The sequence below is a fragment of the Geodermatophilus sp. SYSU D01045 genome, assembly GCF_054050295.1.
Genome location: NZ_JBJGZB010000010.1, coordinates 38,433 through 53,331 on the forward strand (window position 1 = coordinate 38,433; position 14,899 = coordinate 53,331).

The 14,899-nt window shown below is 75.6% G+C and carries 13 protein-coding genes; 4 read left to right on the plus strand and 9 right to left on the minus strand.

Annotated features, from left to right (window positions below; translation table 11 throughout):
* Window positions 1–32: 32 nt before the first annotated feature.
* Window positions 33–692, plus strand: coding sequence for a hypothetical protein (locus ACI798_RS09965; protein ID WP_457047836.1), 660 nt, complete (start codon window positions 33–35; stop codon window positions 690–692).
* 80 nt (window positions 693–772) lie between these two features.
* Window positions 773–1,321, plus strand: coding sequence for an Rv3235 family protein (locus tag ACI798_RS09970; RefSeq protein WP_457047837.1), 549 nt, complete (start codon window positions 773–775; stop codon window positions 1,319–1,321).
* Window positions 1,322–1,324: 3 nt separating this feature from the next.
* Here ACI798_RS09970 and ACI798_RS09975 read toward each other — a convergent pair whose 3' ends face one another.
* Window positions 1,325–1,831 (minus strand): GtrA family protein, encoded by a 507-nt coding sequence (locus ACI798_RS09975; RefSeq protein WP_456940956.1) that lies wholly within the window; start codon window positions 1,829–1,831, stop codon window positions 1,325–1,327.
* Between the two features lie 127 nt (window positions 1,832–1,958).
* Window positions 1,959–5,075, minus strand: coding sequence for a preprotein translocase subunit SecA (gene secA, locus ACI798_RS09980; protein ID WP_457047838.1), 3,117 nt, complete (start codon window positions 5,073–5,075; stop codon window positions 1,959–1,961).
* Window positions 5,076–5,134: 59 nt separating this feature from the next.
* Between secA and ACI798_RS09985 the strand changes: the two genes are divergently transcribed.
* Together ACI798_RS09985 and ACI798_RS09990 are read left to right on the plus strand one after the other, a co-directional pair.
* Window positions 5,135–5,527 (plus strand): pyridoxamine 5'-phosphate oxidase family protein, encoded by a 393-nt coding sequence (locus ACI798_RS09985; protein WP_457047839.1) that lies wholly within the window; start codon window positions 5,135–5,137, stop codon window positions 5,525–5,527.
* A 75-nt stretch (window positions 5,528–5,602) separates the two neighbouring features.
* Window positions 5,603–6,169, plus strand: a complete 567-nt coding sequence (locus ACI798_RS09990; protein ID WP_457047840.1) for a GNAT family N-acetyltransferase — start codon at window positions 5,603–5,605, stop codon at window positions 6,167–6,169.
* A 211-nt stretch (window positions 6,170–6,380) separates the two neighbouring features.
* On the opposite strand, the gene hpf is transcribed toward ACI798_RS09990, so the two are convergent.
* The 7 genes from hpf to ACI798_RS10025 all read right to left on the minus strand — a co-directional run bounded on the left by hpf (window position 6,381) and on the right by ACI798_RS10025 (window position 14,884).
* Window positions 6,381–7,067: a ribosome hibernation-promoting factor, HPF/YfiA family gene (hpf, locus tag ACI798_RS09995; RefSeq protein ID WP_456940951.1), complete on the minus strand. Its 687-nt coding sequence runs from the start codon at window positions 7,065–7,067 to the stop codon at window positions 6,381–6,383.
* Window positions 7,068–7,134: 67 nt separating this feature from the next.
* The gene (locus ACI798_RS10000) at window positions 7,135–7,902 is read right to left on the minus strand and encodes a ComF family protein (RefSeq protein WP_457047841.1); all 768 of its coding nucleotides are present in this window, start codon (window positions 7,900–7,902) and stop codon (window positions 7,135–7,137) included.
* A gap of 172 nt (window positions 7,903–8,074) precedes the next feature.
* On the minus strand, window positions 8,075–9,784 hold the full coding sequence (locus ACI798_RS10005; protein ID WP_457047842.1) for an LpqB family beta-propeller domain-containing protein: 1,710 nt from the start codon (window positions 9,782–9,784) through the stop codon (window positions 8,075–8,077).
* Window positions 9,781–11,514, minus strand: coding sequence for an MtrAB system histidine kinase MtrB (gene mtrB, locus ACI798_RS10010; RefSeq protein ID WP_456940948.1), 1,734 nt, complete (start codon window positions 11,512–11,514; stop codon window positions 9,781–9,783). The genes ACI798_RS10005 and mtrB overlap by 4 nt, the downstream gene beginning before the upstream one ends.
* A gap of 4 nt (window positions 11,515–11,518) precedes the next feature.
* The gene (gene mtrA, locus ACI798_RS10015; protein WP_456940947.1) at window positions 11,519–12,226 is read right to left on the minus strand and encodes an MtrAB system response regulator MtrA; all 708 of its coding nucleotides are present in this window, start codon (window positions 12,224–12,226) and stop codon (window positions 11,519–11,521) included.
* 177 nt (window positions 12,227–12,403) lie between these two features.
* Complete coding sequence (gene ahcY / locus ACI798_RS10020) at window positions 12,404–13,891, minus strand: adenosylhomocysteinase (protein WP_456940946.1); 1,488 nt, start codon at window positions 13,889–13,891, stop codon at window positions 12,404–12,406.
* Between the two features lie 126 nt (window positions 13,892–14,017).
* Window positions 14,018–14,884 (minus strand): GmrSD restriction endonuclease domain-containing protein, encoded by an 867-nt coding sequence (locus ACI798_RS10025; RefSeq protein WP_456940945.1) that lies wholly within the window; start codon window positions 14,882–14,884, stop codon window positions 14,018–14,020.
* Window positions 14,885–14,899: the final 15 nt, after the last annotated feature.

The window sequence follows — 14,899 nt, forward strand, 5'->3', positions numbered from 1 at the left end:
TCAGTACGCCGACGTCTACGCAAGGAGGGCACGTGTCGGCACGTCGACCCGTGGTCACGGCGGCGGTCATGGCCGCGCTGGCCGTCGGTCTGCGCGCGCTCACCCCGGACCTCGCGGCGGTCCTGCGCAGCGGCGGCGACCTGCAGGCCCTCGTCGACGCCGCCGGTCCCGAGGCGCTGCTGCTCGACGCGGTCGCGGCCGTGGCGTGGGCGGTATGGGCCTGGGGCGCCCTCGGACTGGCGCTCACCGCGCTGTCGGCGCTGCCCGGCCTCGCCGGCGCCGCCGCGGGCGTCCTCCTGCGGCGGGTGGTGCCGGCGTCCGGCCGGCGCGCCGCCGCGCTCGCCCTCGGCGTCGGCCTGGCCACGGCACCGGTGCTGGCCGGTTGCGCGACCGCGGCACCCGTCGTCGTCGCGACCGCCGGCGCGCCGGCCCCGATGGCCGTCCCCGACTGGCCGGCGCCGGCCCCCGCTCCCGCGGTGCCCGACTGGCCCGCGCCCGGCGGGCACGTCGTGCTGCGTGGCGAGTGCCTCTGGGCCATCGCCGCCGCCGACCTCCGCGCCCGCACCGGTGCCGAGCCGACCGACGCCGCGACCGCCGCCGCCGTCGAGCGCTGGTGGACGGCGAACGCCGCCGTCATCGGCCCCGATCCCGACCTGCTGCTGCCCGGTCAGGTGCTGCGCCCGCCGCCGTGAGGGTCGCACCCGCCGAACCCGTCCGGCCGCTCCCCCGGCCCGCGTCGTCCCCGACCCCGACCCGACCCCCGGGAGCCCCCGTGACCGCGTCCACCCAGCCCGCCCCGCCGACCGCCGCGCCGCTGCGCACCCTGCGGCTCGGCCTCGTCCCGCCGCTGCACCCGCCGCTGACCGGACCGGCCGTCGCCCTGGTCGACCCGGCGACGCCGCCACCCCGCCCGCCGCACCGGCCCGGGCCGCGGCCGGTGCCGGAGGGGCCCCGCCGCCGCAGGCCGGACCTGTTCGGCCCGGCCTGGTCGGTGCGGGCCGACCTGCCCGACCCGCGCGCCACCGGGCGGCTGCTGTTCACCACGGTGCTCGAGGCGCTGGCCGGCCGCCGGCCGCTGTCCCAGGTGCAGCGGCTCGCCTCCCCCGGCGTGCACGCCGCGCTCGTCGCCGGCCGGCGGCCGGCCTGGTGCGCCGCCGGCACCGCGCCGCTGCTGCTCGGGCCGGTGCACGTGTGCGAGCCGGTCGACGGCGTGGCCGAGGTCAGCGCCGTGGCGCGGCGGGCCGGGCGCGCGCACGCGGTGGCCGCCCGCCTCGAGGGCATTGACGGCCGCTGGCGGTGCACCGCCCTGTCGATCGGCTGAGGGTCAGGCGTGGGCCCGGGCGCGGCGGGCCGCCGCTCCCGGGTGGACGACGAGGACCCAGCGGAGTCCGGCGAACCGGGCCAGGCCCACGGCACCGCTGACCGCGACGACCGCGAGCACCGACACCAGCGCAGGGGCGGAGACGGTCCAGGCGTCGACCGCGGCCAGCGTGAGGCTGGAGGTCACCAGCCCGACGACGGCGATCCCCCCGCCGGCCCACTGCGCCGTCGCCCAGCCGGCCCGGTCGCCGGCGCGGAAGGTGAGCCGGCGGTGCAGCTCGTTGGCCAGGGCCGTGGAGGCGACCACCGCGACGACGTTGGCCGCCTGGTCCCCGAGCCCGGCCAGTGCCAGGAACAGACCGGCGTACACGACGTTCGCCGAGCCGCCGACCAGCACGAACCGGACGAACTGCGCCGGGACGCGGTCGCCGCGGAGCCGGTCGAGCAGCGTCGGCGCCGCAGCCCGCGCCGCCACCCGGTCGGGTGGAGGGGCGAGGACGGTCGCGGGCATGCGGCCAGGTTCCTCGCCCGGGAGGGTCCGGCACATCCGGGATGACCCTCATTGCGTACCTGATCCGGGGACGACGGCGCCCCGCCGACCACGGGGGTCGACGGGGCGCCGGGGTGGAGCTGCCGGGTCAGCGACCGGCCGCCCCGTGGCAGACCTTGTACTTCTTGCCCGAGCCGCAGGGGCACGGCGCGTTGCGGGCCGGCTCCTTGGTCCCGGTGACCGTGGCGGTCTTGGCCGCCTTGACCGGGCCGCTCTCCTTCGGCGAGGCGTCGAGCGAGGGCGCCGAGTAGCTCAGGTCCTCCTGCCGGCGCGGCTCGTCGAGGCCCTTGACCGCCAGCTGCGGCCCCGTGCCCGACGGCGCCGGGGTCTCCGCCTCGGGCGCGGCCGGGGCCGCGGGCCGGGTGCCGCTCTTGCGTGCGGTCGGCCGCCCGGCCGGGGCGCCGGTCGAGCGCCGGGCCGCCGGCCCGCCGGACGGCTTGGCCATCGAGACCGGCGCGGAGCCGTCCCCGTCGGCGGAGGCAGCGGCGGGCGCAGGGGCGGCGCCGTCGGCGGGCGCAGGGGCGGCGCCGTCGGCGGCCGGTGCGGTGGCGCCGTCGGCGGCCGGAGCGGGCGCGGCGGCCGCGCGGGCCGCGGCCTCCTGCGCCGGCCGCTGCCGGGCGAGCACCCGGGCGGTGCCCTCCTGCGCGGCGGCCAGCGCCTTGGCCTCGGCCTCGGCCTGCTGGGCCTTCGCCTCGGCCTCCTGCTGCTCCTTGGTCTTGACCTCCAGGTTGAACAGGAAGCCGACCGACTCCTCCTTGATGCCGTCGAGCATCGCGGTGAACATGTCGTAGCCCTCGCGCTGGTACTCCACGACCGGGTCGCGGTTGGCCATCGCGCGCAGGTGGATGCCGGCCCGCAGGTAGTCCATCTCGTAGAGGTGCTCGCGCCACTTGCGGTCGAGCACGGACAGCAGCACCCGCCGCTCGAGCTCGCGCATGACCTCCGAGCCCAGCGCCGCCTCGCGCTCCTCGTAGGCGCGGTGCACGTCCTCGAGCAGCTCGGTGCGCAGCACGTCGGCGGTCAGCGCCGCCTGCTCGCCGTCGGCCACCCGGTCGATCAGCTCCTGGCGGTCCAGACCCACCGGGTAGAGCGACTTGAGGCCGGTCCACAGCTGCTCGAGGTCCCAGTCCTCGGAGTAGCCGGTCTCGGTGGCGCCGTCGACGTAGGCGCGGACGACGTCGTCGAGCATGTGCTGCACCTGCTCGTGCAGGTCCTCGCCGTCGAGGACCTTGCGGCGCTCGTCGTAGATGACCGTGCGCTGCCGGTTGAGCACCTCGTCGTACTTGAGGACGTCCTTGCGGACCTCGAAGTTCTGCTGCTCGACCTGCGTCTGCGCCGAGCGGATGGCCCGGGAGACCATCTTCGACTCGATCGGCTGGTCCTCGGGGACCCGCAGCGTGGTCATCATCGACTCGAGCATCGGGCCGTTGAACCGGCGCATGAGGTCGTCGCCGAGGGAGAGGTAGAACCGCGACTCCCCCGGGTCGCCCTGCCGGCCCGACCGGCCGCGCAGCTGGTTGTCGATGCGGCGGCTCTCGTGCCGCTCGGTGCCCAGCACGTAGAGCCCGCCGGCCTCGGCGACCTCCTCGTGCTCGGCCTTGACCTGGTCCTTGGCCGCGGCGAGCGCCTCGTCCCAGGCGGCCTCGTACTCCTCCGGGGTCTCCGACGGCGACAGGCCGCGGGCGCGCAGCTCCTCGTCGGCGATGAACTCGGGGTTGCCGCCGAGCTGGATGTCGGTGCCGCGGCCGGCCATGTTGGTGGCCACGGTGACCGCGCCCAGCCGCCCGGCCTGGGCGACGATCGCCGCCTCCCGCGCGTGGTTCTTCGCGTTGAGGACCTCGTGCGGGATGCCGCGGCGCAGCAGCAGCTTGGACAGGACCTCGGACTTCTCCACGCTCGCGGTGCCGACGAGGACCGGCTGGCCCTTCTCGTGCCGGTCGGCGATGTCGTCGATGACCGCCTCGAACTTGGCCTTCTCGGTCTTGTAGACGACGTCGGAGCGGTCCTCGCGGACCATCGGCCGGTTGGTCGGGATCGGGACGACGCCCAGCTTGTAGGTCTGCGAGAGCTCGGCCGCCTCGGTCTGGGCGGTGCCGGTCATCCCGGAGAGCTTGTCGTAGAGCCGGAAGTAGTTCTGCAGCGTGATCGTGGCGAGGGTCTGGTTCTCGTCCTTGATCTGCACCTTCTCCTTGGCCTCGATGGCCTGGTGCATGCCCTCGTTGTAGCGGCGGCCGGCCAGCACGCGGCCGGTGAACTCGTCGACGATCAGCACCTCGCCGTTGCTGACGATGTACTGCTGGTCGCGGTGGAAGAGCTCCTTGGCCTTCAGCGCGTTGTTGAGGTAGCCGATCAGCGGGGTGTTGACCGCCTCGTAGAGGTTGTCGATGCCGAGCTGGTCCTCGACGAACTCGACGCCCTCCTCGGTGACGGCGACCGTGCGCTTGGCCTCCTCCACCTCGTAGTGCTCGTCCCGCTTCATCAGCGGCACGATGCGCGCGAACTCCACGTACCACTTGCCGGCGGACTCGGCCGGGCCGCTGATGATCAGCGGGGTGCGGGCCTCGTCGATGAGGATCGAGTCGACCTCGTCGACGATCGCGAAGTGGTGGCCGCGCTGCACGAGGTCGGCCTTGGACCAGGCCATGTTGTCGCGCAGGTAGTCGAAGCCGAACTCGTTGTTCGTGCCGTAGGTGATGTCGGCGGCGTACTGCTCGCGGCGGTGCGCGGGCTTCTCGCCGGACAGGATCGTGCCCACCGACAGGCCGAGGAAGCGGTGCACCCGCCCCATCCACTCGGCGTCGCGCTTGGCCAGGTAGTCGTTGACCGTGACCACGTGCACGCCCTCGCCGGTCAGGGCGTTGAGGTAGGCCGGCAGCACGCCGGTCAGGGTCTTGCCCTCACCGGTGCGCATCTCCGCGATGTTGCCCAGGTGCAGCGCGGCGCCGCCCATCAGCTGGACGCGGAAGTGCCGCTGGCCCAGCGTGCGGGTGGCCGCCTCCCGGACGACGGCGAACGCCTCCGGGAGCAGCTGGTCGAGGGTCTCGCCGTCCTCGTACCGCTGCTTGAACTCGTCGGTCTTCGCCCGGAGCTCCGCGTCGGTGAGGTCGGCGACGTCGCCCTCCAGGGACTCGATCGCGTCGGCGATCCGGTCCAGTCGTCGGAGGATCTTGCCCTCACCGGCTCGCAGGATTCTCGAGAACACCACGGCACCAGCGTAGGCGGCCCGGCCAGCACCCCGGGGACGCCGCACGTACCCTCCGCCGGGTGGCCACCGACCCCGCCGCCCTCGGGCCCGGCGCGCTCGCCTTCCTGACCGAGCGCCACCTGGCCACGCTGACCACGCTGCGCGCCGACGGGAGCCCGCACGTGGTGCCCGTCGGCGTCACCTACGACCCGGACACCCGCACCGCCCGCGTCATCACCTCCGGCGGCTCGGCGAAGGCCCGGCACGTCCGCGCCGGGCAGGACCGGGTCGCCGTCTGCCAGGTCGACGGGCGCCGCTGGCTGACCCTCGAGGGGACGGCGGTCGTGCGCGACGACCCGGCCGCGGTGGCCGACGCCGAGGCCCGCTACGCGCGGCGGTACCGGCAGCCGCGGGAGAACCCGGCGCGGGTCGTCGTGGAGATCTCGGTCGACCGGGTGCTGGGCAACGCCTGAGGGAGGACCCCGTCCTCCCCACCCCTCGCCGGCTCGGGGCGGGACCCGGGACGGGGCCGAGACACAGCACCGGACATGCACGACCCTGTCGGGGTGGAGCTCTCCGGCATCGACCTGACCACCGAGGTGGTCCGCACCGCGCGGCTGGTCCTGCGGCCGTTCACCCCCGACGACGTGAGCGCGGTGCACCGCGCCACCCAGGACCCGGAGACGCAGCGCTGGATCAGCGCCGCGCCGGTGCCCTACACGCTCGCCGACGCGCGCGCGTGGGTGGACACGGTGGTCCGCCAGCGCGCCGAGGGCACCGGGCTGCCGGTCGTGGCCGAGGCCGACGGCGAGTTCGTCGGCACCGCGGGCCTGCTGTTCGGCGGGCGGCACCTCGGCCCGGAGATCGGCTACTCGGTGGCGCCGTGGGCCCGGCGGCGCGGCTACGCCACCGAGGTCACCGACGGGCTGGCCGGCTGGGCCTTCACCCGCGGGGCGACGCGGGTGCACCTGGTGGTCGACGTGGACAACCCCGCCTCGCAGGCGGTGGCGCTGCGGGCCCGGTTCACCCGCGAGGGCGTCGTCCGCTCGGCCCTGCCGCGGCGCGACGGCACCCGCGCCGACGCCGTCCTGTTCGGCCGGCTGGCCGCCGACTGAGGGCCAGTCCCCCTCGACGAGCACCACGGCGTTCCCGTCGGGGTCGGCCGTCGCGAGCACCGGCGGGGCGGACCCGGTGTCGAGCACCTCGCCGGGTACCGCGCCGGCCGCGGTGAGCGCGGCGTGCGAGGCGCGGACGTCGGCGGCGGCTCGTCGGTGCCCGGACACGGCGGAGGGGCCGCGCCGGCACGGCACGGCCCCTCCGGAACGGTCAGCGCGGGACGGCGGCGGGCTCGGCCGGTGCCGCGACGTGTGCGGATGCGTTGCCCAGCGGCGGCTCCACCAGCCGGATCAGGCCGTAGTCGAAGGCGTGCCGCCGGTAGACGACGGTCGGCTGGCCGGTGTCGGCGCACTGGAAGAGGAAGAAGTCGTGGCCCACGAGCTCCATCTCGTGCAGGGCCTGGTCGACGGTCATGGGCACGGCCGGGTGGTGCTTCTCCCGCACGATCCGGCCGGGCAGGTGCTCGTCGAGGTCTGTGACGAGGGGCTCCCCGGCGAACTGCTGCTCCACGTCGGGGATGCCGAGCGCCGGGGTCTCCAGCGGCGCGGCGGTGGTGCCGGCGACCCGCACGCTGGGCGGGGTGCGCCGGCCGTGGTGCACGCGGCGGCGGTCGTTCGCCCGCCGCAGCCGGTTGTCGAGCTTGCCGCAGCACAGGTCGAGGGCGGCGTAGAAGTCCGGCGCGGCAGCCTCCGCGCGGACCACGGGTCCCTTGCCGCGCAGGGTGATCTCCACGCGCTGGCAGTTGGAGGACTGGCGGGGGTTCTTCTCGTGGAACAGCTCGACGTCGATGCGCGAGAGCTTGCCGTCGAACCGTTCGAGCTGACCGACCTTGTCCTCCACGTGCTGCCGATAGTGTTCGGGCACTTCGACGTTGCGGCCACGGACCACGATCTCCATCAGACCTCCCGGTCATCGGGTGTGATCGATGCAACGCTAGTCGCTGTCACGTGGCCCGGACAGTCGATCAGCCGGGTCTCCGGCGCCCCCTCTCGGAGCCGTCCGGGAAGGGCCCAGGTGACGCCCCGCGGACCGGCCGGGGACCGGGGCGGGGCGTCGCGGCGACGACGGCGGCCAGCACCGGCGTGTCGCCGTCCGGGCGTGTCGCGGCCAGCGCGGCGGCCGCCTCGGTGAGCGTGGCGCCGCTGGTCACGACGTCGTCGACCACCACGAGGACCGCCCCGGGCGGGACCCGCGCCGGGCGGACGGCGAAGGTGCCGGCGAGGTTGACCCGCCGCTGCGCCACCGACAGCCCCGCCGAGTCCCGCACCCGCCCGGCCCGGGTCAGCACCCGCCCGAAGCCGGCGGGCACCCCCGCCGCGCGCAGGTCGGCGACGGCGGCCGTGGCCAGTTCCCGCACGCAGTCGCGGCCGCGCGCCCGCAGCGCCGCGCGGGTCGGCGGCACCGGGACCAGCAGCACCGGCCGGCCGGGCAGCAGCACCGCGTGCACCCCGACGGCCAGCGCGAGCGCCGCGCCGAGCGGGCCGGCGAGCTCCGCGCGGCCGTGCTCCTTGAACGCGGCGACCGCGGGCCGGACCGGGCCGGTGTAGGCGCCGGCGGCCACGGTGGGCGGCATGCCCGGCGGGAGCCGCCGCGGCGTCGCCTCGCGCGGTGCGCCGAGCAGGGCCGCGCAGCGCCGGCACAGCGCCGGGCCGGGCACCCCGCAGCCGGCACAGGTGCGCGGGAGCACCAGGTCCACGAGGCTGCCGGCGAGCGCCGCGCCGAGACCTCCCACCTCCCCAGCCTGCGGCTCGGCGGTCCCGGTCACCCGGCTCCGGCGGGATCTGTGGAGAGCGGCCCCTCTGTGCGCAGGAGGACCCCGTCCTCACCGCTCGCGAGCTCGCGGCGAGCCTCCGGACGGGGCCTGGCGCGGGCACGCGAGCGGCGGGGGCAGAGGGGTCCTCCGGCTACACCGGGTACAGGGGCTCGATGCCCGGCACCGGCTCCTGGCCGCGCAGCAGCGTCACCCAGGTGCCGCCGACCAGCAGCCACATCGTCCCGCCGGCGCTGAGCAGCGGCAGCTGGCCGGGCGCGGCCGCCAGCGCCGTCGGCGCGCTGGGCAGGCCGGCGGTGGGCACCGTGGCCAGCCCCCAGCCGTCGACGCCGACGAGGTAGGGCACCACGCCCTCCTCGCCGTCGGCGAGCACCATCAGGCTGCCGGCGGTGCGCCAGCCGACGTCGACCACGGCGGTCAGCGACGGGGCCACCTCCCGCAGGTCGCGCAGCGCGACCTGGCCCTCGTCGGAGCGCACGACCGTGCCCACCAGCAGCACGGCGCCGTCCCCGCGGCTGACCACCACGGCGGCGCGGACGCCGTCGGGCGAGAGCTGCAGCGCCGTCACGCGGCCCTGCCCGGGCAGGGTCGGCGCGTTCACCGGCTGCGGCGCCCCGGAGGCCGGCACCCGGACGACGGTGCTCTCGTCGCGGACCACCCAGAACTCCGCCCGGGTGGCCGCGACCGTCGGCACCGACAGCCGGCTCGCGGTGAGCACCGGCGCCAGGGCCTGGCCGTAGGTGCCCGCCAGCAGCGAGGCGGCGCCCCCGCTGACCGAGACCCCGGCCATCGCCGTCAGGGCGCTGGTGCGCGGGTCGGCGGACACCGCCGCGCCGGTCAGCCCGTAGGCGCCCTCGCCGGCCGGCCCGGGTGCGGGCTGTCCCTCGACGGTCATCAGCCGGCCGGCGTCGAGGTAGTGGCCGGCGGCGTCGGCGGGCACCGAGTCGGGGCTGTAGGAGGCCCAGTCGTCGGTGCGCTGGACGGTGGGGACGCCGTCGATGGCGACCGGCTCGCCGTTGCTGCGCACCTCGACCGAGTTGGTGCCCTCGAGCTGGTCCAGCGTCCACACCAGCTGGGCGGACAGCTGCGCGAGCTGGTTGGGGGCGAGGTCGTCGAGGCCGGCGAGGTCGACGCTGACCGTCGACCCGGACACGGTCACCGCCCGGGTGAGCGTCACGCCGTCCAGCGCGTTGGCCACGCCGGCGGCCAGGGCCGGCGAGGGGCCCTCGACCAGCCGCTGCACCAGCGTCGTCGGCTGGGCCTCCCCGGAGATCAGGTACCGCGGGTCGGGCACCACGCGGGCGCCGGTGGGGTCGACGAAGTAGACGGCGAGGTCGTCGTAGAGGCGCTCGAAGTCGGGCACGAGCATGACCAGGCCGTCCGGCGGGTTGGTGATCCGCCACTCGCCGTCCACCTCGGCCAGCGTGAACTCGCGGGTGAACACCGTGTCGTTCGCGGCCGTGAAGACCCCGCGCGGGTCGACGGTGCCGACCAGGTCGCCGGTCATGACGACGGTGCCCGAGCCGGTGGTCACCGTCGCGTAGTCCGGGCCCACCAGGGTGATGCCGGCCTCGTCGCTCCAGGTCGCGCCGGCCTCGGGGGTCAGGTGCTCGACGGCGACGGGGTGGCCGTTGACGGAGCTGGCGGCGGCGTCGATGAAGCCGCGGACGATCTCCTCCGGCGGCGCCTCCGTGCGCGGGCCGAGCGGCTCGATGCCGACGTCGCCGGTGGGCCGGGCCTGGGCGTCGGTGATCGCCTGCGGCGCGGAGCCGGTGGGCACGGTCGAGCACGCGGCGAGCAGCCCCACGAGCAGGGCGGCCAGCGCGGCCGGCAGCCGCCTCACCGCCGCTCCCCCGGCCGGCGGACGATCGTCGGCCGCAGCGGCAGCGGCGAGCTGGTGAGGTCGGTGCCGGCGACCAGCGGGACGGTGAGCCGGAACTGCGCGCCCAGACCCGGCTGGCCCCACACCTGCAGCCAGCCGCCGTGCAGCCGGGCGTCCTCGAGGCTGATCGACAGGCCCAGCCCGCTGCCGCCGACGGTGCGCACCCGCGAGGGGTCGGCCCGCCAGAAGCGGTCGAAGACGTGCGCCGCCTCGGTCGAGGACAGCCCGACGCCGTGGTCGCGGACGGTGACCGCCGCCGCCGTCCGGTTCGCCGCCAGCGTCACCTCGATCGGCTGCCCGCTGCCGTGCTCGACGGCGTTGCCGACCAGGTTGCGCAGGATTCGCTCGACCCGCCGCGCGTCGACCTCGGCGATCACCGGGTCGGCCGGGCCGGTCACGCGCAGCTCGCAGCCGTGCCGCTCGGCCAGCGCGGACATGCCGTCGGCCACCCGCCCGACCAGCGCGCCGAGGTCGGTGGGCGCCCAGTCGAGGACGGCGGCGCCGGCGTCGTAGCGGCTGATCTCCAGCAGGTCCGACAGCAGCCGCTCGAAGCGGTCGAGCTCCTCGTGCAGCAGCTCGGCCGACCGCGCCACGTGTGGCGGGAAGTCCCCGCGCGACTCGTGCAGCACGTCGGCGGCCATCTGCACCGTCGTCAGCGGGGTGCGCAGCTCGTGGCTGACGTCGGAGGTGAACCGCTGCTGCAGCTGGGACAGCCCCTCGAGCTGGGTGATCTGCCGCTGCAGGCTGTCGGCCATGGCGTTGAAGCTGGTGGCCAGCCGGGCGAGGTCGTCCTCGCCGCGGACGGTCATCCGCTCCTCGAGCTGCCCCTCGGCCAGCCGCTGCGCGGTGCCGGCGGCGCGGCGCACCGGGTCCACGACCAGCCGGGTCACGAGCACGCCGATCCCGGCGACGAAGAGGGTGAGCGCGATGCCGCTGATCGCGACGGTGCTGCGGATCAGCGAGAGCGTCTCCTGCTCCTGGTCGAGCGGGAACGCGTAGTACAGCTCGATCGCCTCGGCGGACGAGACGTCGCCGGGGACGGGCACCCCCACCAGCAGCGTGGGTTGCGGCTCGCCGTTGTCGTCGGGGACGAGGGCGTACTGCGTGTACTGGCCGCCGCCCTGCACGCCGGCACGCAGGTCGTCGGGCAGCGCGGGGTAGACGCCGGGCCGGCTCACCGCGGGCGGCCGCTCGGCGTTGCCGGTCCGGTAGACCATGACGACGTCGAAGTCGCCGGCCGAGCCGCCGCGGGTGAGCAGCCCGTTGACGGTGCGGCCCAGGGTCGCGCGGACGCTGGCGGAGTCGCCGGCGGCGATGCCCACCACCTCGGACCGGGCGTAGACGACGCCGGCCTGCGCCTGGTCGATCGCCGCCTGCTCCTTGACCGACAGCAGCTGGGTCCGGATCTGGCTGAACAGCACCAGGCTGACGATCACCACGACCGTGCCGGCCACGACCATCGTGATCGCGCCGATGCGCACGTGCAGCGACCGCCGCCAGGCGGTGACCGCCCGGCCGGCCAGCCGGCGGGCGCGGATCCGCGCCCGGACCGCCCGCCGGCGCAGCCCGCGCCGCAGCGCGGGCAGGTCGGCCGGCCGCCGCCGGGGTGGGCGGAGCACGGCCGGGCGCGCCGGCGCCGGGGCCTCGGCGTCGTCCGCCGGCGCGGCCGGCGCCCGCTCGGTGGTGCTCACGGGATCACGGGGGGCCGGCCTTGTAGCCGACGCCGCGGACGGTCAGGACGATCTCCGGCTTCTCCGGGTCGCGCTCGATCTTGGCGCGCAGCCGCTGCACGTGGACGTTGACCAGCCGGGTGTCGGCGGCGTGTCGGTAGCCCCACACCTGCTCGAGCAGCAGCTCGCGGGTGAACACCTGGCGCGGCTTGCGGGCCAGGGCGACCAGCAGGTCGAACTCCAGCGGGGTCAGCGGGATCGGCGCGCCGTCCCGGGTGACCTGGTGGGCGGGGACGTCGATGTGCACGTCGCCGATGGACAGCGTCTCGGCCTGGCCGGTCTCGCCGCGGCGCAGCTGGGCGCGCACCCGGGCGACGAGCTCGACGGGCTTGAACGGCTTGGTGACGTAGTCGTCGGCGCCGGCCTCGAGCCCCTGGACGACGTCGATGGTGTCGCCCTTGGCGGTGAGCATGACGATCGGGACGGTCGACTGGCTGCGGATGTCCTGGGCGATCTGCAGGCCGTTGCGGCCGGGCAGCATGAGGTCGAGCAGGACGATGTCGGGCCGGGTCTGCTGGAAGACCGACAGCGCCCGGTTGCCGTCGGAGACGAAGGCGGGGTCGTAGCCCTCGCGCCGCAGGACGATGCCGAGCATCTCGGCGAGGGCGGCGTCGTCGTCGACGACCAGGACACGGCCGCGACTGGGCCCGGTGTTCGCTGCGGTCGGAGGCACGTGACCATTCTGCGACGTCACGGCCGGATAACGGTGACGCCGGACCGAATCACCGGTCCGGCGCCACCATCCGTCCCACGGATCCCTGCCCGCAGGGCGAGGCGAGGTGCTGGAACGGCCCCCTCGCAGGGGCCCACCGCGAGCGGAGCGAGCGGTGGGGGGCGAGGGGGTCCTTCCTCAGTAGCGGTAGTGCTCGCTCTTGAACGGGCCCTCGACCGGCACGCCGATGTAGTCGGCCTGCACCTTGGTGAGCTCGGTGAGCTTCACGCCGAGCGCGTCGAGGTGGAGGCGGGCCACGTGCTCGTCGAGCTTCTTGGGCAGCACGGTGACCCCGGGGGTCCGGCCCTCGTAGGCGGCGCGGTTGCCCCACAGCTCGATCTGGGCGAGCACCTGGTTGGAGAACGAGGCGCTCATGACGAAGCTGGGGTGCCCGGTGGCGTTGCCCAGGTTCAGCAGCCGGCCCTCGGAGAGCACGATGATCGTGTGGCCGTCGGCGAACCGCCACTCGTCGACCTGCGGCTTGATCTGCGTCCGCTCGATGCCCGGGGTGCGGGCGAGGCCGGCCATGTCGATCTCGTTGTCGAAGTGGCCGATGTTGCCGACGATCGCCTGGTGCTTGGTCTGCCCGAGCTGCTCGGCGGTGATGATGTCGCGGTTGCCGGTGGCGGTGATGATGATGTCGGCCTTGCCGATGACCTCGTCGAGCGTGGTCACCTCGTAGCCGTGCATCGCCGCCTGCAGGGCGTTGATCGGGTCGATCTCGGTGACGATGACCCGGGCGCCCTGGCCGCGCAGCGACTCCGCGCAGCCCTTGCCGACGTCGCCGTAGCCGCAGACCACGGCCACCTTGCCGCCGATCATGACGTCGGTGGCGCGGTTGATGCCGTCGATGAGGGAGTGCCGGCAGCCGTAGAGGTTGTCGAACTTGCTCTTGGTGACCGAGTCGTTGACGTTGATCGCCGGGAACAGCAGCCGGCCGTCGCGGGCCAGCTCGTACAGCCGCATGACGCCGGTGGTGGTCTCCTCGGTGACCCCCTTGATGCCCTGGCCGATGCGGGTCCAGTAGCCGGCGTCGGTGGCCAGGCTCTCGCGCAGCGCGGCGAGGATGACGCCGTACTCCTCGGAGTCGGCCTCCGTGGTGTCGGGGACGGCGCCCTCGGCCTCGAAGCGGGTGCCGAGGTGCACCAGCAGGGTGGCGTCGCCGCCGTCGTCGAGGAGCATGTTCGGGCCGACGACGGCGCCGCTCTCGTCGCGGAACTCGAACAGCCGCTGGGTGCACCACCAGTAGTCCTCGAGCGTCTCGCCCTTCCAGGCGAAGACCGGGACGCCGGCGGGCTGCTCGGCGGTGCCCTCGGGGCCGACGACGATCGCGGCGGCGGCGTGGTCCTGGGTGGAGAAGATGTTGCAGGAGACCCAGCGGACGTCGGCGCCGAGCGCGACGAGGGTCTCGATGAGGACGGCGGTCTGCACGGTCATGTGCAGGGAGCCGGCGATGCGGGCGCCGGCCAGCGGCTGCTCGTCGCCGTACTCGGCGCGCAGCGCCATGAGGCCGGGCATCTCGTGCTCGGCGAGCTGGATCTCCTTGCGGCCGAACGGCGCCAGGGAGAGGTCGGCGACCTTGAAGTCGCCGTCGGACAGCGTGCGGGTGCCGGTAGAGGCGGTCATGTCGCTCCAGGGTCGAGGCCCCCACCGGGTGCGGCGGGGACTCGGGGTCGCTGAGGTGAGCGAGCATGCCGAGGCTTCGGCGGGGCTCGTGCCGTCGTCCAGCCTAACGCAGCGGACGCGGCGGGCTCAGCCCTCGCAGCCGACGCCGTCGCCGTCGCCGTCCAGGGACGGGTTCCAGCCCGGGTCGCCCTCGCGGATGGGCGCGGCGCCCGCGGCGCGCACCGCGGCGCAGTCGGGATAGGGCGTGGCCGGCGCCGGCGGCGTGCTCTCCGGCTCCCGGCCCGGGAGCGGCCCGCGCCCGGGCAGCGGCTCGTCCGGGCAGGAGTCCAGCACGCCGGCGACGGCGTCCCGCTCGGCGCGGGTCATCCACAGCCCGTAGGCGACCTTCACCGCGACCTGCCGGGCGACGTACGCGCACCGGTAGGACCGGGCCGGCGGCAGCCAGGTGGCGGCGTCGGAGTCGCCCTTGGCCTGGTTGAGCGGGCCGTCGACGGCGAGCAGGTTGAGCGGGTCGTTGGCGAACTCGGTGCGCCGGGCGGCGTCCCACTGCTGGGCGCCCTTCTGCCAGGCGTCGGACAGCGCCACCACGTGGTCGATCTGCACCGCCTCGCTGGTCCCCTCGCCGCGGCGGAACGCGATGGTGCGGCCGGAGTACGGGTCGGCGAGGGTGCCGCTGACGACGACGCAGTCGCGGGTGCCCGGCTCGAAGCGCTCGCCGGTGAGGTCGCGGGCCAGGACGTCGTTGCGGGTGTCGCAGCCGTCGTGGTCGGTGTCGACCCAGCCGTCGCCGAACCGCTCGCGGGAGTAGCCGGTCTGCGGCGCGCGGCCGCGGACCTCGACGGAGTCCAGCGCCTCGAGGGCGCTGCCGGCGGACGGGACGGCGGGCGGGTCGCCGAGCAGGGCGGTGCACCCGGACCCCAGCGCGGCCGCCAGGGCCAGCGCCAGCGCCGCCCGCAGCGGGGCGGGGCGCAGCCGGGCCGGTCGGACGGGCACGACCGACGCTACGTC